At 70.0% G+C, this 16,315-nt stretch carries 11 protein-coding genes, 2 tRNA genes and 1 other RNA gene; 9 read left to right on the top strand and 5 right to left on the bottom strand.

Annotated elements, in window-relative coordinates:
- The first annotated feature begins 5 nt into the window (after window positions 1-5).
- The 4 genes from QQX04_RS13010 to QQX04_RS12995 all read left to right on the top strand — a co-directional run bounded on the left by QQX04_RS13010 (window position 6) and on the right by QQX04_RS12995 (window position 5,065).
- Entirely contained in the window at window positions 6-2,591 is a 2,586-nt protein-coding gene (locus tag QQX04_RS13010; protein WP_301129887.1) for a penicillin-binding protein, read from the top strand.
- A 5-nt stretch (window positions 2,592-2,596) separates the two neighbouring features.
- A complete protein-coding gene (locus tag QQX04_RS13005; RefSeq protein WP_301129885.1) occupies window positions 2,597-3,520 on the top strand; it encodes a metallophosphoesterase in 924 nt (307 codons plus the stop codon).
- Window positions 3,521-3,585: 65 nt separating this feature from the next.
- Window positions 3,586-3,659: transfer RNA gene (locus QQX04_RS13000), tRNA-Pro, on the top strand.
- 167 nt (window positions 3,660-3,826) lie between these two features.
- Window positions 3,827-5,065 (top strand): ROK family transcriptional regulator, encoded by a 1,239-nt coding sequence (locus QQX04_RS12995; RefSeq protein ID WP_301129884.1) that lies wholly within the window; start codon window positions 3,827-3,829, stop codon window positions 5,063-5,065.
- Here QQX04_RS12995 and QQX04_RS12990 read toward each other — a convergent pair.
- On the bottom strand, window positions 5,062-6,105 hold the full coding sequence (locus tag QQX04_RS12990) for an aspartate-semialdehyde dehydrogenase (protein ID WP_301129882.1): 1,044 nt from the start codon (window positions 6,103-6,105) through the stop codon (window positions 5,062-5,064). The genes QQX04_RS12995 and QQX04_RS12990 overlap by 4 nt on opposite strands.
- Window positions 6,102-7,373 carry an aspartate kinase gene (locus QQX04_RS12985; RefSeq protein WP_301129881.1) on the bottom strand — a complete coding sequence of 424 codons (1,272 nt, stop codon included), beginning with the start codon at window positions 7,371-7,373 and terminating at the stop codon, window positions 6,102-6,104. Before QQX04_RS12985 ends, QQX04_RS12990 begins: the two co-directional genes overlap by 4 nt.
- Before the next feature lie 249 nt (window positions 7,374-7,622).
- On the opposite strand from QQX04_RS12985, the gene QQX04_RS12980 reads away from it, so the two are divergent.
- Both QQX04_RS12980 and QQX04_RS12975 read left to right on the top strand, forming a co-directional pair.
- Window positions 7,623-8,561 (top strand): ABC transporter ATP-binding protein, encoded by a 939-nt coding sequence (locus tag QQX04_RS12980; protein WP_301129880.1) that lies wholly within the window; start codon window positions 7,623-7,625, stop codon window positions 8,559-8,561.
- Complete coding sequence (locus QQX04_RS12975; RefSeq protein WP_301129879.1) at window positions 8,558-9,802, top strand: ABC transporter permease; 1,245 nt, start codon at window positions 8,558-8,560, stop codon at window positions 9,800-9,802. Before QQX04_RS12980 ends, QQX04_RS12975 begins: the two co-directional genes overlap by 4 nt.
- A gap of 521 nt (window positions 9,803-10,323) precedes the next feature.
- Here QQX04_RS12975 and recR read toward each other — a convergent pair.
- The 3 genes from recR to ffs form a co-directional block, all read right to left on the bottom strand.
- A complete protein-coding gene (gene recR / locus QQX04_RS12970; RefSeq protein WP_301129878.1) occupies window positions 10,324-10,920 on the bottom strand; it encodes a recombination mediator RecR in 597 nt (198 codons plus the stop codon).
- A 103-nt stretch (window positions 10,921-11,023) separates the two neighbouring features.
- Window positions 11,024-13,132: a DNA polymerase III subunit gamma and tau gene (locus tag QQX04_RS12965; protein WP_301129877.1), complete on the bottom strand. Its 2,109-nt coding sequence runs from the start codon at window positions 13,130-13,132 to the stop codon at window positions 11,024-11,026.
- Window positions 13,133-13,175: 43 nt separating this feature from the next.
- Window positions 13,176-13,272, bottom strand: an RNA gene (ffs, locus tag QQX04_RS12960) — signal recognition particle sRNA small type.
- A 128-nt stretch (window positions 13,273-13,400) separates the two neighbouring features.
- Between ffs and QQX04_RS12955 the strand changes: the two genes are divergently transcribed.
- The 3 genes from QQX04_RS12955 to QQX04_RS12945 all read left to right on the top strand — a co-directional run bounded on the left by QQX04_RS12955 (window position 13,401) and on the right by QQX04_RS12945 (window position 16,077).
- Window positions 13,401-13,488, top strand: a tRNA-Ser gene (locus QQX04_RS12955).
- A gap of 48 nt (window positions 13,489-13,536) precedes the next feature.
- Window positions 13,537-14,232, top strand: a complete 696-nt coding sequence (locus tag QQX04_RS12950; protein ID WP_301129876.1) for a LytR C-terminal domain-containing protein — start codon at window positions 13,537-13,539, stop codon at window positions 14,230-14,232.
- Window positions 14,233-14,385: 153 nt separating this feature from the next.
- On the top strand, window positions 14,386-16,077 hold the full coding sequence (locus QQX04_RS12945; RefSeq protein WP_301129875.1) for a methyl-accepting chemotaxis protein: 1,692 nt from the start codon (window positions 14,386-14,388) through the stop codon (window positions 16,075-16,077).
- The last annotated feature ends 238 nt before the right edge of the window (window positions 16,078-16,315 follow it).

Genomic DNA, 16,315 nt, shown 5'->3' with positions numbered 1-16,315 from the left:
GGTGCATGGGTCTCTTCGTCTCCGAACGCGCGCGCCAGGACGGGCGCGCGACATTCGCGCAGCTCATCGGCGGCGTGATCGCCTTCGTCGTGCTCTCCGTCGTCGGCGGAATCCTGGTGGCGGGGCTCGCGCTCCCCGTCGTGACCGTCGCGGGAAACTCGGCCGAAGGGGCCTCCGACCTCTTCGAGGAGCTGCCAGGCGAGCTCGAGTCGGTGACGCTCCCGCAGCAGTCCAACATCTACGACCGCACGGGCCAGAAGCTCATCGCGACCTTCTACTCGCAGAACCGCGTCGTCGTGCCGCTCGAGGACATCTCCCCATGGATCCAGAAGGCCGTCGTGGCGGTCGAGGACCAGCGATTCTGGGAGCACAACGGTGTGGACGGCGAGGGAATCCTCCGAGCCGTCTACACGACGGTCACGACCGAGGGCACCCAGGGTGGATCGACCCTCACCCAGCAGCTCGTCAAGAACACCATCCTCCAGAAGGCCATCGACTCGGGCGACGAGGAGGCCATCGCCGCGGCGACCGAGACGTCCGTCGAGCGCAAGATCCGTGAGTGGCGCCTCGCCCTCGCCTATGAGGAGAAGGTCAACGACACCTACGGGACCGTCTGCTCCGAGGACCCCGGCGTGGACTGCGGCAAGGAGCAGATCCTCGAGCAGTACCTGAACATCGCGCAGTTCGGCACCAACACCTACGGCGTCGAGGCCGCGGCGCAGTACTACTTCTCCAAGTCCGCTGCTGAGCTCAACGCCCTCGAGGCCGCGACGATCGCCGGCATCACGCAGAACCCCACGAAGTGGGACCCGATCCGCAACCCTGAGCAGTCGATGGACCGGCGCAACATCGTGCTGCTGCGCATGGAGCAGCAGGGGCTCATCAGCACGGCCGAGTACGACGAGTACGTCGCGACCACGTTCGACGACTACAAGAACATCTCGTACCCCAAGTTCTCGTGCCGCGCGTCGGACATCGCGCCGTTCTTCTGCGACTACGTGACGAAGGTCATCAAGCAGGACGAGGCCTTCCGCGGCGAGGGCACTGACCTGCTGTACTCGGGTGGCCTCGACATCATCACGACTCTGGACGTCTCCAAGCAGTGGATCGCCAACCAGGAGCTCAAGAAGTCCCTGCCTTACGACGACCCGTCCGGCTGGGCGATGGCGCTCGTCTCGCTCGACTCGTCCACGGGACAGATCCTCGCCATGAGCCAGACCCGCGAGTTCGACCCGACCAATGAGGCTCCGAACTCGACCTCCATCAACTACGCCACGGACCGCGACTACGGCGGTTCCCGCGGCTTCTCGCCAGGCTCGACGTTCAAGCCCATCATCCTCACCACCTGGCTCGAGTCCGGACGCTCCCTCAACCAGACGGTGAGCGCCTCGATCCGTGAGTACGACCTCTCCGACTGGACCGCCTCCTGCCTCGACGGGAACCTCACCGGCACCTGGAAGCCGACGAACGTCGGTGGCCGCGGAGGCACGAGCATGACCGTCCTCAACGCGACCGCGAACTCCATCAACACCGCGTACGTGGCCATGTCCTCGCAGCTCGACCTGTGCGATGTCGTGGACGTCGCGGAGAAGCTCGGCTTCCACCGTGCCGATGGCAAGGACATGGAGTACCTGCCCTCGATCACGCTCGGAACCCAGAACGCCTCGCCGCTCACGATGGCGTCGGTCATGCAGACGTACGCGAACGACGGCGTCCACTGCGAGCCGTACGCGATCCTGTCGATCACCGACGCGAACGGCGACGTGCCGGTCGGTTCCGACGGCGAGGAGATCGTGCCACCCGTGCAGAACTGCAACAGGGTGCTGAGCGAGGAGATCGCGGTCGGAGTGCAGTTCGCGATGTCCAAGGTCATCGAGTACGGCTCCGGCACGCGCGCCGAGCTCGCCGGCGGTCGCCAGGCGGCAGGAAAGACCGGAACCTCGCAGCTCAACGCCCACCTCTGGTTCGTCGGCTACACGCCTCAGCTCACCACTGCGGTGTGGCTCGGCAACCCCGACCAGGACGAGAAGGGCTACGACATCACGCTCAACGGCGTGAACTACAACAACCAGTGGATCTACGGAGGCACGATCTCCGCGCCCACCTGGAAGCGCTACATGGACAAGGCGCTCGAGGATGAGCCGAACATCGACTTCATCCAGACACCCTCCAACGAGATCATGTACGGCACGCCGCAGGACATCCCGAACCTGATCGGCATGTCGGAGTCGCAGGCGCGGTACGCGCTCGCCCAGGCTGGATTCCGAGCCCAGGCGCGCACCGTCTACTCGAACCTGTACTCGCCTGGAACGGTCGCGGGACAGGCCCCGTCCGCGAACTCGAAGGCCCTGCCCGGCGCGACCATCTCGTACTACCTGGCGACCGATCAGCGGCCCGACTGGTGGTACCGCTGGCCGTCGAGCTGGGACCCGAGCGTCGCGCCCGACGACTACTGGGGCGGAACGTGGCCCCCGTCCGAGTTCTCCACCAACCCGCCCGACGGCTGGCCAGTCGCTGAGGAGCCGGACAACAACGGCAATGGCCGAGGAAACGGCAACAACCAGTCGCCGGATCCCGGCGAAGAGGGTTGACCCGCGTGGAGTCGCGTGGCGCTGCGGGCGTTCTCGGCCGCAGCGTCGCCACGGTCGCCCTCGCGGGCGCGGCATGCTTCGCGTGGGGAGTGGTCGAGGCACGTCGCTACGTGCTGCGTGAGGTCGAGGTGCCGGTGCTGCCGGTCGGCGCTGCGCCCCTGACGATCCTCCATCTGTCGGACATCCACCTCACGCCTTCGCAGAAGGATCGCATCGCGTGGGTCAAGGATCTCGCAGGCCTCGAGCCCGACCTGGTGGTCGATACGGGCGACAATCTTGCGCATCCCGACGCGGTGCCGTCGCTCGTGGAGGCCCTTGCCCCGCTGCTCGCGAGGCCGGGAGCCTTCGTGTTCGGCTCGAACGACTACTTCGGTCCCAAGCCGCTCAACCCGTTCCAGTACTTCGGCGGCCCGTCCTTCCAAGATCCGGAGCGGCTCGAGCTGCCGCATGAGCTTCTGCGGACCATCCTCCGTGAGGCGGGGTGGGTCGACCTGACGAACACCCGTGGCGAGGTCGAGGCCGCGGGCCGGCGGATCAGCCTGGTGGGCACCGACGATGCGCATCTGGAGCGGGACGCGATGCCTGCGCCGTCGTCAGACCGCGGGGATCTGCACCTGGGCGTCACTCACGCGCCCTATCTGCGTGTGCTTGCGGACCTCAAGGCGGATGGCTGCGATCTGATGCTGGCCGGTCACACTCACGGGGGCCAGGTGTGCGTGCCGGGCTACGGCGCGCTCGTCACCAACTCTGACCTCGACACGGGACGGGTGAAGGGCCTTCACGGCTGGCCTGGAGCACGGCCCGATGAGGGTGGGACCGACTCGACCTGGCTGCATGTCTCGGCCGGACTCGGGCACTCGCCGTACGCGCCGTTCCGCTTCGCGTGCAGGCCGGAGGCGACGCTCCTGACGCTGGTTCCGGCGAGCTGACGGGCGAGCGGGGACGGATTTCTCAACACGGCCTGCGGTCGGCTATGCTGAGCAGGCTCAAATCACGGGGTGTGGCGCAGCTTGGTAGCGCGCCTCGTTCGGGACGAGGAGGTCGCAGGTTCAAATCCTGTCACCCCGACCGTGATCGATGTGCACAGCATCGGCGCTGAGGCCCTTCCTTCGGGGAGGGCCTTCGTCGTCTCTGGAGCCAGCCTCGTCGCTGTGCGCGGGACGTGACACCGAGCGCCATCTTCGTGCTCCGCCTATCCTGGGTCTGGCTGGTGAGACGCGGGGGTGGAGGAGCGGATGGCGGAGCCGGAGGTCGACGGTGCTCCCGTGGGCTCGCGCAACGAGGCGACGCGCCGTCGCAACCTTTCAGCGCTCCTTCGCTACGTCCACCATCATGGCGACACCTCTCGAGCCGATCTGACCCGGCTGACGGGGCTCAACAGGTCCACTGTCGGCGTGCTGGTCGCGGAGCTCGTCGAGCTGGGCCTCGTCGAGGAGCGTGAGCCCGAGCCACACCCCTCCCGCTCCGGCCGTCCGAGCCCGCTCGTGCACGCCAGCAGGGACGTGGTCGCGCTCGGCATCAACCCGGAGATCGATGCCGTGCACGTCGGCGTGATCGGTCTGGGCGGAGCCGTCCACGAGATGATGCGCCGCTCGGTCTCGTCGCCGCCGACGCCCGAGATGACGGTCCGTCTGGTGCGGGAGATGGTGGCGGCATCCGAGTCCTTGCCCGGCCGACGCCTGGTCGGCGCGGGGGTGGCGGTCCCGGGACTCGTGGACGAGCACGGGCAGCTCGTGGAGGTCTCGCACCACCTCGGGTGGCGCGAGGTGGGTGCCTCTGCGGCGCTCGAGGACGCGCTGGGCGTGCCCGTGGTCGCGGGTAACGATGCGAATGTGGGCGCCGTGGCGGAGGCTCTGTTCGGGGCCGGCAGGGGGGTGCAGGACCTGGTGTACCTCAACGGCTCGGTCTCGGGCATCGGTGCGGGCGTGATCATGGAGGGCCGGCTGCTCCGCGGCTCCCGCAGCTTCGCGGGAGAGCTGGGCCACCTGACGGTGCAGCCCGGCGGAGCGCGGTGCGGGTGCGGGCGCCACGGCTGCCTTGAGGCGCACGTCTCGATGGCGCGGATGAGGGCTGCGTCCGGGATCCCGGACCTGGGCTTCGCGGAGCTGGACGCGCTGCTGAGCGACCCGCCGCTCCCGGTGAGGCGGGAGCTCGAGCGTCAAGCGGAGAAGCTCGCGCAGGCGGTGGCGACGATCATCACGATCCTCGCGCCCAGGAGGGTCATCCTCGGCGGGCTGCCGGGAGCGATCCTGGACGCTGAGGGTTCGTCCTTCGTGACCCGGGTGCAGCAGCTGGGGATGCCCGAGGTGGTGGCGGGCGTGGCGATCGTTCGCAATGCGCTTCGCGAGCGGATGATGCCCGTGGGTGCCGCAGAGCTGGCGTTCGCGGGGCTTCTCGAGGACCCTCAGGGATTGCTCGCCGCGCGCGACGCGGTCGTCAGGCTCGGCGTCGACGGGGTGGTCGCCGCGGACTAGGAGCGTGCGGTCAGCTTGTCCGCGAGAATCTCGGCGATCTGCACAGCGTTGAGGGCTGCGCCCTTGCGCAGGTTGTCTCCCGACACGAACAACGCGAGGCCGCGCTTGCCCTCGGCGGCGCCATCCTGACGGATGCGTCCTACGAGCGACAGGTCGCCACCGGCGGCCGCGAGCGGCGTCGGCACCTCCTCGACCTTCACTCCTGAGGCGGAGGCCAGGATGCCGTAGGCCTCCTCCGGGGAGATGTCTCGGGAGAACTCGGCGTTGATCGACAGCGAGTGGCCGGTGAAGACGGGGACGCGCACGCACGTGCCGCTCACGCGCAGCTCGGGCAGGTCCAGGATCTTGCGGGACTCGTTGCGGAGCTTCTGCTCCTCGTCCGTCTCGTTCGAGCCGTCGTCCACGACGGAGCCCGCCATGGGCAGGACGTTGAAGGCGATGGGCGCCACGTACTTGACGGGCTCAGGGAACTCCACAGCGGAGCCGTCGTGCGCGAGCGCCTTGGCGCCGTCGATGACGGCCTCGGCCTGGCCGTGCAGCTCCTCGACGCCCGCGAGGCCGGAGCCGGAGACGGCCTGGTAGCTCGACACGACGAGCCGCTCGAGGCCCGCGGCCTCGTGGAGCGGCTTGAGGACCGGCATGGCGGCCATGGTGGTGCAGTTCGGGTTCGCGACGATGCCCTTGGGGATGTCGCTCAGGGCGTCAGGGTTCACCTCGGAGACGACCAGCGGCACCTCGGGGTCCTTGCGCCAGGCCGAGGAGTTGTCGACGACGATCGCGCCGGCGGCGGCGAACTTGGGAGCGTACTCCTTCGAGGCTCCGCCACCGGCGGAGAAGAGCGCGATGTCGATGCCGGCGTAGTCGCCGGAGGCGACGTCCTCGACGACGATCTCGCGGCCCAGGTGCTCGAGGGTCTTGCCCGCCGAGCGGGACGACGCGAAGAAGCGCACGTCCGCCTCGGGGAAGCGCTCCGCGACGAGCTGACGCATGACGGCGCCCACCTGGCCGGTGGCGCCCACGACTGCGAGGGAGAGGGTCATCGTCCGGTACCTCCGTAGACGACGGCCTCACCCTGCGTGGAGTCGAGGCCGAAAGCGGTGTGCACGGCGCGGACGGCGTCATCCACGAGCTCCGAGCGGGTGACCACCGAGATGCGGATGTCCGAGGTGGAGATCATCTCGATGTTGATGCCGGCGTCGCGCAGCGACGAGAAGAACTTGGCGGAGACGCCGGATGATGAGCGCATGCCGGCGCCGATCAGCGAGATCTTGCCGATGGTGTCGTCGACGACGAGCTCGCGGAAGCCGATCGCCTCGTGGTCGGCCTCGAGCGCAGAGCGCGCGGCCTCGACCTGGGCGGTCGGGAGCGTGAAGGAGATGTCGGTGACGCCCGTGTGGGTGGCCGACACGTTCTGGACGATCATGTCGATGTTCACCTCGGCCGTCGCGACGGCCTCGAAGAGACGGGCGGCGGAACCGGGCACGTCCGGCACGCCGATGACGGTGATCTTGGCCTCGGACACGTCGTGGGCGACGCCTGCGATGATCGGCTGCTCCATTGCTTCCTCTCCTTCGGTCTGTCCCACCACCATGGTGCCCTCCAGGCCGGAGAACGACGAGCGGACGTGGATCGGCACGTTGAACCTGCGCGCGTACTCGACGCAGCGGGGCATGAGCACCTTCGCGCCGGAGGCCGCCATGTCGAGCATCTCCTCGTAGGTGATCGAGTCGAGCTTGCGCGCGGCGGGGACGACGCGCGGGTCGGCGGAGAAGACCCCGTCGACGTCGGTGTAGATCTCGCACACGTCGGCCTCGAGCGCGGCGGCGAGAGCGACGGCGGTCGTGTCCGAGCCGCCGCGGCCCAGAGTCTGGATGTCCTGCGTCTCCTGGTTGAGGCCCTGGAATCCGGCGACGATCGCGACGTCTCCGCCGTCGAGGGTCTGACGCAGACGCCCGGGTGCCACGTCGATGATGCGTGCGCGGCCGTACGAGCCGGAGGTGATGACGCCGGCCTGCGGGCCGGTGAACGACTGGGCGCCGACGCCGAGGTCGCGCACCGCCATCGCGAGAAGGGCCATCGAGATGCGCTCGCCGGCGGTGAGGAGGATGTCCATCTCGCGAGGGTGCTCCTTGCCGGAGACGTCGTTCGAGAGGTCGATCAGCTCGTCGGTGGTGTCGCCCATGGCGGAGACGGTCACGACGACGTCGTTCCCGGCGTTGCGCGTGTCGACGATGCGACGGGCGACGCGACGGATGGCGTCGGCGTCCGCGACGGAGGAACCCCCGTACTTCTGCACCACAAGCGACACAGCGCGCTCCTTACGAATTCGTTCGTGGGACGCCGCCCGCGCGGGCGCGGCGCGGCATCTCATTCTAGTCAGACGGCTGAGCACGGCTGAACGGGGCTGAGATACCTGGGTAGCGCGGCCCGTCATACCGTCGTATCCCCGCGTCGGCCGCCGATTCAGGGGCTTCCCTGATCCCGTCGGAGGCTGCGCTGTGTCAGGATGAGCGAGGCCGACGGGGGGCGTCGGCCGCACAATCGAAGAAGGGGGACCATGTCCATCCTCGAGGAGGCGCCGCCGATGACGGAGGCGATCATGGCGCGGGGCGTGGCCCGCGCGTTCGGGAGCGTGAAGGCGGTCCAGAACGCCACGCTCAGCGTGCAGGCAGGGAAGGTCACGGCTCTGATCGGGCCGAACGGCTGTGGCAAGACGACGTTGATGCTGATGCTCGCCGGGCTGCTCAAGCCGGACGCGGGGGAGATCCGTGTCGCAGGCGCAGACCCTCGTACCGACTCCGCCGCGGTGAGGGCCGCGATCGGATGGATGCCTGACCAGCTCGGCTCGTGGGACAACCTCACATGCCTGCAGACCCTCACCCTTGTGGGACGGGCCTATCGCATCCCGCAGGCGGAGGCGCGCGCGAAGGGGCTCGCGCTGCTGCACCGTGTCCACCTCGACGAGTTCGCGGACAGGCCGACGCGCGTGCTGTCGCGTGGTCAGAAGCAGCGGCTCTCCCTGGCGCGTGCCCTGGTCAACGACCCGTCGGTGCTGCTGCTCGACGAGCCTGCCAACGGGCTCGACCCCCGCTCCCGCGTGGAGCTGAGGGAGTTCGTGCGTGAGATCGCAGCGGAGGGGGCTGCGGTCCTCGTGTCCAGCCATGTCCTCGCCGAGCTCGACGAGATGGTCGACGACGCGGTGTTCATGTCCAAGGGCAGCACGCTCGGGGACGACGCCGCCGCGATGGTCGCGCACGCGCGCACCAGGTATCGGGTCTGGGCCTTGGACGAGGTCAAGCTCCGCGAGGCGCTGACGGGCGGCAACGTCCCGTTCGAGGAGGCCGAGGGTGGAGTGATCGTCAGCATCGCCGACCAGACCGAGGCAGCGTATGCGCTCGCCTGGCTCGTGGGCCAGGGCGTTCAGGTGCACCGCTTCGGCCCCGCCGGAAGCGCGCTCGAGCAGACCTACATGGCCATGGATGAGGAGCGCCGATGACCGCCACCGACACCGCTCCCTTCCCGCCGACGCCGACTCCGGCGACCAAGGTGCCGCCGCGCAAGGGCAACCCATGGCGCCCCACCTTCGGCGGCGTCTGGCTCGTCACGCGGGTGGAGCTGCTCCGCCGTCGACCCTCCGTGAAGGGCTACATCTTCTACGGCCTGCTGCTGGCCGCGATCCTGGCGCTCGGCATCCTGGTGGCGGTCGTCGCTGGCGACGACATGACGTCCACACCGCTCGAGCTCGTGCTGGTGCTCGTGCTCGGCGCTGGCATGCTGATCGGTCCGTCGCTCTCGGCGACCTCGATCAACGGTGACTCGGGCGAGGGCGTGCTCGCACCGCTCCAGATGACCCACCTCACCGCGGGTGATCTTGCCGTGGGCAAGCTCCTCGCGTCGTGGTTCGTGTCCTTCGCGGTACTGGTCACGACGGCGCCGTTCCTCCTCTACGCGTACTCACGCTCCGGATGGCACTGGCACGAGCTGCTGACGGTGCTGGGCGTCATCATGGCCGTGGTGCTCGTGTCCACGGCGATCGGGCTCGCGTGGTCCGCGATCGCCGCGCGCGCGGTGGCCTCGGTGTCGCTCGCTCACCTCACCACTGGCTTCTTCCTCATCGGCACGCTCGTGATCTTCGCGTTCACGATGCCGCTCGTGTCCGAGACCGTCACCAACGGCCAGCGCTACATCGACTGGGAGAGGCTGACCCCGGAGCAGAGCGAGGCGCTCGACGAGGCCTACATGACCGGCGACTTCTCGCAGCTCGACGCCGAGTCCTACGTGTGCGTGGAGGACACCTGGGACATGAGCGTCGCCCACACCGAGCGCACCGCCTGGATGGTCCTGGTGAACCCGGTGGTCGTGATCGGCGAGGTGTCGCCGATCGTCAGCACCGAGACCTACGAGGAGGACGGTCGCGCCGCGCCCGGCCTGTTCGCGATGATGCATCAGATGGTCAGCAGCGCACGCATCGGACCGACGGAGTTCGATCTGGAGTCGAGCTCGTACGACGAGTGCGCCGAGCTCGTGCGCTGGGCCGAGGCCGGTACGCAGACGTGGGACGACTCCGAGTGGGAGGACCAGTGGGCTGAGCAGCAGGAGGAGCAGGCGAACTATCCGCGTGCGCCGTGGCTCGGCCTCGCAGTGCAGGCCGTCCTGTTCGTCGGGTCGATGGCGATCGTGATCCGCCGCCTGCGCGTGCCCTACCGCACGCTGCGAACAGGCACTCGCGTGGCCTGACCGCCGACACCTGACGCGCAGGGCCGGTCGATCGCGCAGATCGACCGGCCCTGCGCCGTCTCCGCCGGCCGACGTGCCTCGGCATCGGGTGAACTCTTCGGATCCTCACCGCACACTCTCAGCGTTCTCCCAGGCATGAGGGCTTGTATGGAGACATGGACACGGTCACCGATCTCGGCGCAGATCGCATGACGACGGCCTCGCGGGAGATTCCTTACCTCCATGCCGACTCCGCGAAGCCTCGTGCATGCCGCGCCGCGCACCCCCGCGACGGTGCTGTGCCCGACGGTGCGAGCCGCTGGTTCCCGGCTCGGCACCGCATTGCCCCCGGGCCCGCCCACGCGCCGCGCGTCACCGCGGCCCGCGCGGCGGGACCCGGGAGCCAGGCTTGATAGACGCCGAGCCGCCACACCCCCCCCGAGGCGGTTCGGACCAGATCCCAGGCACCACCCCTTCGGCCTGGCGATCGCATGGCACGGCCGCGCGCTGGATCTCTCCGGTGCGCGGCCGTCGCCTTGGAGTCAGCTGACCTGGCGTCGTCCTTCGAAGGCGCGCCCCAGCGTCACCTCGTCCGCGTATTCGAGGTCCCCGCCGACCGGGAGGCCCGATGCGAGCCGCGAGACGGTCACCCCCATGGGCACGAGCATGCGTGAGAGGTACGTGGCCGTCGCCTCGCCCTCGATGTTGGGGTCGGTGGCGATGATGACCTCCTGGATCTTCCCGTCGCCGAGGCGCCCCATCAGCTCCCGGATGCGCAGGTCATCCGGGCCCACACCGTTCATCGGGTCGATCGCTCCGCCCAGCACGTGATACCGACCCCTGTACTCGCGGGTCCGCTCGATCACGACGACGTCCTTCGGCTCCTCGACGACGCACAGCAGGTCCTCCGCGCGGCGAGGGTCGGCGCAGATCCGGCACTGCTCGGACTCCGCGACGTTGCCGCACGTCTCGCAGAAGCGCACGCGCTCCTTGACGGTGGTGATCGCGTCCGCGAGCCGCTTCACGTCGATCGCGTCCGCGGCGAGCAGGTGGAAGGCGATGCGCTGGGCGCTCTTGGGGCCCACGCCAGGGAGGTGCCCCAGCTCGTCGATCAGATCCTGAACCGCGCCGTCGTACATGGGGTCAAGAGTAGGCGGACCGGCTGACCGCGCCTGTCACCGACGCGTGCGACGGTGCGACCGGCACTCGACTTGCGACTCTGACACCCGCGCAGAGGCTGTCTCACTCGTCGACGACACGGCCGCCCAGCAGCTTGGTCACCACGTCGACTCCGGCGGTTGCCGCATCGTCCGCGGAGGCGTCGTCGTCCGAGATCTCCTCGTAGTCGTCGTTCGCGTGGGACTGTGCGGCAGGGGCGCTAGGTGCGGAGGGGGCGGACGCGGCGCTTCGGGGGGTTGCTGCGCTCGCGGGCGGGCCGCCGACGGGGGCGTCAGGCGTTGCGGCGATTCCGTGCGCCCCTTCGACACGCACCTTCAGCCCGAGCGTCTCCCGGACCGCGAGAGCGACGTTCTCCGCGTGGGGGCCCGAGCCGAAGCGCGTGGCGAGGGCGGGCGAGTCGAAGGCCAGGTGGAGCACGCCGCTGTCGAGCCGTGCCACCTGTGCGCTCTGGCTGACCATCGCCCAGGTGACGCGGTGCCTCTCGAGCGTGCCGAGCACCTCGGGCCAGCGCCGCCTGACGAGCCCGGTGTCCTCTGCGCCCCCGGCAGGGCTGGGCGCGTGGCCGGCCTGCTCGGGCGCTGCGGGGGACGCGGCGGGGGCTGCAGCTGCCGGCGCCTCGTCCGCGGCTGGCCGGGGTGCGGGACGCTCTGGCTTCGCGACGGTGCGGATCGCCTCGGTCGACGGGGAGGGTGCGCCGTCCCAGGGTGCCGGCTCCTCGTCCCACGGCGGGGGCTCTGCAGGACCGGAACGCTGCGATGGCGCCGCCTCGCTCTGTGCCGTCGGCTCGGGCTTCGCTGCAGGGGTCGGCTCCGGAGTCGGATCCTCGTCCCAGGGTGCGGGTGAGGCGGGGCGGGAGGGGGGTGTCGAGGCCGCGGGAGACGCCTGGGGCTCTGCTGCGGGCTTCGTGCCGGCCGGCTTCTCGCGGCCCGCGCGCACGGCGGCCATGGCCGCCTCGACGCCCGAGGCACCCGAGGGCTGCTGTGCGGCAGGAGCCGCACTCGCGGGTGCGGCAACGGTCTGTGCCGGCGCGGGCGCCGACTGCACGGGTGCGTGAGCCACCGCCGCGACCGGGACATCAGCGGCGAGGAGACGCGCGCACAGCAGCTCCAGATGCAGGCGCGGCGACGTGGCGCCGACCATGCGTGTGAGCGCCTCGTTGACGAGGTCGCCCGCACGGGACGCGCGTCCGAGGCCGAGTGCGCGCGCCTGCTCCTTCATGGCCTCGAGCTGGTCCGCGGGGAGCTCGCCGAGCGCCTTCGCGCCTGACTCACCCGCGGCCGCGAGGACGACGAGGTCGCGAAGCCTCTCCAGGAGGTCCTCGACGAAGCGGCGGGGCTCATGCCCTGTGGAGATCACGCGAGAGACGACGTCGAACAGGCTCGCCCCGTCGGCGGCGGCGATGGCTCCCACGGCGTCGTCCAGGAGGGTCGCGTCGGTGAACCCGAGCAGAGAGATGGCCCGGTCGTAGGTGACACCCTCCGGCCCCGAGCCCGCCATGAGCTGGTCCAGGACCGACAGCGAGTCGCGGACGGAGCCTCCTCCCGCGCGCACGACGAGCGGGAGCACGCCCGAGTCGACCGTCACGTTCTCAAGGCCGCACATCTTGCCGAGGAAGTCGACCAGGATGGGCGGCGGCACGAGCCTGAACGGGTAGTGGTGGGTCCGCGAGCGGATGGTGCCGATCACCTTGTCGGGCTCGGTGGTCGCGAAGATGAAGCGGATGTGCGGCGGCGGCTCCTCCACGAGCTTCAGCAGCGCGTTGAAGCCCTGCGGCGTCACCATGTGCGCCTCGTCGAGGATGAAGATCTTGTAGCGGTCGCGCGCCGGCGCGAAGGCGGCGCGCTCGCGAAGCTCGCGTGCGTCGTCGACACCGTTGTGGCTCGCGGCGTCGATCTCCACCACGTCCACCGAGCCGGCACCGCCGCGCGCGAGCTCGACGCACGAGTCGCACGTGCCGCACGGGGTGTCGGTGGGGCCCTCAGCGCAGTTGAGGCAGCGGGCGAGGATGCGCGCGGACGTGGTCTTGCCGCAGCCGCGCGGACCGGAGAACAGATAGGCGTGGTTGACCTTGTCCGACCGCAGCGCCTGCATCAGCGGCAGCGTGACGTGCTCCTGCCCGACGACGTCGCCGAAGTTGTCGGGGCGGTAGCGGCGGTACAGGGCGGTGCTCACGGGTATGAGCCTAACCGTCGGGTCCGACGCGCGGGTCCGGGCATGAAAGGACCCCCCACGCACCCGCCAGAGCCCGCTTACCCTTGCTTCATTCCTGACCTGGGGGAGTTGGGCGAGATAGCGCCACGTGGGGGGTCTAGGGACAAGCCTATCGTGTCGTGGCGGCCCTCTTCATCCCCGCCGGAATGGGCCCTGCGGGCAGGGGTCGACGGCGGTTCCCCGCGCCGTTTTCGTCCCTGGCCGATGCTCGGGTATCATCTACGGGCCTGGAGGATTCGCCTAGCGGCCTATGGCGCACGCCTGGAACGCGTGTTGGGTGCAAGCCCTCGGGGGTTCGAATCCCCCATCCTCCGCCAGCAGTGGCCACATCGTGGCATCCCGGTCCGTCGTCGAGAGTGGTGCACGTGAGCGAGAGCAGGGGCGGGCGTCTTCGCACGCGTCGCGAGGTCGTGCGCCGCCACCGCCGTGAACGACAGGTCGTCGTCTTCGGTCTGCTCATCATCCTGATCGCTGCTCTCAGCGTCGGAGCTGCGGCCGTCTACCGAGGCGATGCCGTCGGCCCGTTCGAGACCGAGTTCGTCTCACCGGCCGGCGACTTCGAGTCGGACATCACCCTCGTGTGCCCGCCCGCCAGCACGCCTCCGGTGGATCCTGCCGAGGTGGTGGTGCGCGTGCTCAACGGCACCGACACCAACGGCCTGGCCGGCGCGGTCGAGTCGGAGCTGTCCGATCGCGGCTACCTGACGGTCGGCGCGGCGAACTGGTCGCGCGGCAACCTCGATGGCACCGTGCGGATCCTGTTCGGCTCGGACGGCATCGCCGAGGCCTACACGCTCGCGCGCAACTTCACCGAGGTGGAGCTGATGCTCGACAACCGTGAGGGTCCCACGGTGGACGTGGTCGTCGGCGGCGACTACGACGCCGCCGTGTCGCTCCGCAGCACCTTCGACGACCTACTGGACCCGGACCTGAACCTCTTCACGGACGACGAGTGCCTGCCGTGGACCCAGATCGATGCGGTCCCCGCGCCAGCGGTCCTGCCGAACAACCCGCTCGCACCGGAGCCCTCGGCCAGCCCGTCCGCTGACGCCGAGGAGTAGCGCGGAGGGCCCGGAGGCAGCTCGACGTCTCCTGCACAGGTGTGCATAGTCCCTGCTGAGAGATAGTTCTTGACTGAGGGCGCGCATGCCCTCTCACTTCTGGCACCCGGGGGCCGATGGGTCGGGCGACATCGCCTGAAAGGATCCCCCTCCATGAGCTCCGCTGTCTCGACGCCGCCGTCCTCGGCGGGAACCGCTGAGCAGGCCACGCCCCTGCTCTCCCGACTCAACCCCATCCACGCCTTCCGCAACTGGGGCATCCGCACGAAGATCGTCTCGATCGTCGTCGCGCTTGCTGCCGTCGCGCTGCTCGTCGCGAGCTTCTCCGTGTACGGCATGCGCATGATCGCGAACAACGCCGCGGAGCTGACCACGCTCCAGAACGACGTGTCCTTCAACATCGGGCTCGTCCACCAGGAGGAGCTCAAGGCGCGCATGCTGATCGGCACCGCCGCCGCGATGCCGCTCGACACCCCGGCCGCGGTGGCCGAGTGGGAGGCGAAGATCGCGGAGACCGACGCCGACCTCGCCGCTGCCGCCGCGCTGTACGAGGAGGGCATCGCCTCCCTCGGCGAGACCGCCGCCGCTCTCGGTGGCCAGGACTGGGCCGACTTCAACGCCGCGTGGGCCGACTGGACCACCGAGCGTGACGCGGAGATGCTCCCCGCGGCCGCCACCGGTGACCGCGTCGCCTTCCAGTCCGCCTTCGACGCCGCCTCCGAGCACCTGTCCGCCGCTATCGACGCGCTCGAGCGTGAGGAGATCCTCGTGGCTGACACGTCCAGCGCGCTGTCCCAGCAGGCGCAGGACACTGCCAACTCGTCGACCGTCGGCGCTCTCGTCGCGCTGGCGATCGGTCTGGCCCTCGCCCTCAGCGTGGCGCTCGCCGCTGCCAACACGATCCGTCGTCAGGTGCGCGACGTCCACGCCGTGGCCGACGCGCTCGCTGCGGGTGACCTGACCGTCCGTTCGAACTCCTCGTCCAAGGACGAGCTGGGCCGCATGGGCCAGGCTCTCGACGCCGCGACCCTGTCGCTGCGCTCCACGATGGAGAGCGTCGCCGAGTCGGCCACCCAGGTGGCGGGTGCCTCTGAGGAGCTGTCCGCGTCGAACCGCCAGGTCGCGTCCGGTGCGGAGGAGATGACGGTGCAGGCCGGCAACGTCTCCGGTGCTGCCGACCAGGTCTCGCAGAACCTCGGGGACGTCTCCAAGGGCTCCGACGAGATGACCGCGTCGATCCGCGAGATCGCGCACTCGGCCTCCGAGGCGGCTCGTGTCGCCCAGCAGGCCGCGACGGCCGCCGAGGGTGCCAACGAGCAGATCGGCCGCCTGGGTGTCTCCTCGCAGGAGATCGGCAACGTGGTCAAGGTCATCACGAGCATCGCCGACCAGACCAACCTGCTTGCGCTCAACGCGACCATCGAGGCCGCCCGCGCCGGAGAGGCAGGCCGCGGCTTCGCGGTCGTCGCCGGTGAGGTCGGAGAGCTCGCCCGCGAGACCTCGCGTGCGACCGAGGACATCTCGAACCGCGTCCGTGCGATCCAGGCCGACGCCGAGGGCGCGGTCACCGCGATCGAGGAGATCGGCACGATCGTCGAGCGCATCAACGAGTTCCAGTCCACGATCGCCTCCGCGATCGAGGAGCAGACCGCGACCACCAACGAGATGGGCCGCGGAGTCTCCGACGCCGCGACCTCGTCGCAGGACATCGCCGCCAACATCGGCGGCGTGGCGCAGGCCGCATCCACGTCGGCCGCGGTGCTGACCGAGATGAACGCCGCGGTGGAGGAGCTCGCGCAGCTCGCCCAGCGCATGCACGACAAGGTGCAGACCTTCACCTACTGACAGGTGGCATGACAGGAGCGGGGGGGCCCCCCCCCGGGCCCCCCCCCCCGCCCCCGGCCGCCAAGGGGGCTGCCCCCCCGGTCGGCGAGGCGGTGCAGCCCGAAGACCCCGCGGCCGCCGCCCCGGCGGCGGTCGCCGCGCAGCCCCCCCCCCCCCCCCCCCCCCCCACGGGGGCGCCGGCCCCCCCCCCCCCGGCGGGGGGGGGCGGGGCCAGCGCCCAGCGCGCCCGGCCCGGCCC

This window comes from Demequina zhanjiangensis, assembly GCF_030418315.1.
GTDB lineage: Bacteria > Actinomycetota > Actinomycetes > Actinomycetales > Demequinaceae > Demequina > Demequina zhanjiangensis.
Note: the sequence above shows the minus strand (reverse complement) of the source record. Positions and strands in the feature narration are given on the sequence as shown.

Excerpts from the sequence above, each read along its gene's own strand:
- QQX04_RS12995 (WP_301129884.1), top strand. The coding sequence starts at position 3,827 with ATGGCGGAGCCGGAGGTCGACGGTGCTCCCGTGGGCTCGCGCAACGAG.
- QQX04_RS12990 (WP_301129882.1), bottom strand. The coding sequence starts at position 6,105 with ATGACCCTCTCCCTCGCAGTCGTGGGCGCCACCGGCCAGGTGGGCGCC.
- QQX04_RS12975 (WP_301129879.1), top strand. The coding sequence starts at position 8,558 with ATGACCGCCACCGACACCGCTCCCTTCCCGCCGACGCCGACTCCGGCG.
- recR (WP_301129878.1), bottom strand. The coding sequence starts at position 10,920 with ATGTACGACGGCGCGGTTCAGGATCTGATCGACGAGCTGGGGCACCTC.
- QQX04_RS12945 (WP_301129875.1), top strand. The coding sequence starts at position 14,386 with ATGAGCTCCGCTGTCTCGACGCCGCCGTCCTCGGCGGGAACCGCTGAG.
- QQX04_RS12980 (WP_301129880.1), top strand. The coding sequence starts at position 7,623 with ATGTCCATCCTCGAGGAGGCGCCGCCGATGACGGAGGCGATCATGGCG.
- QQX04_RS13010 (WP_301129887.1), top strand. The coding sequence starts at position 6 with ATGGGTCTCTTCGTCTCCGAACGCGCGCGCCAGGACGGGCGCGCGACA.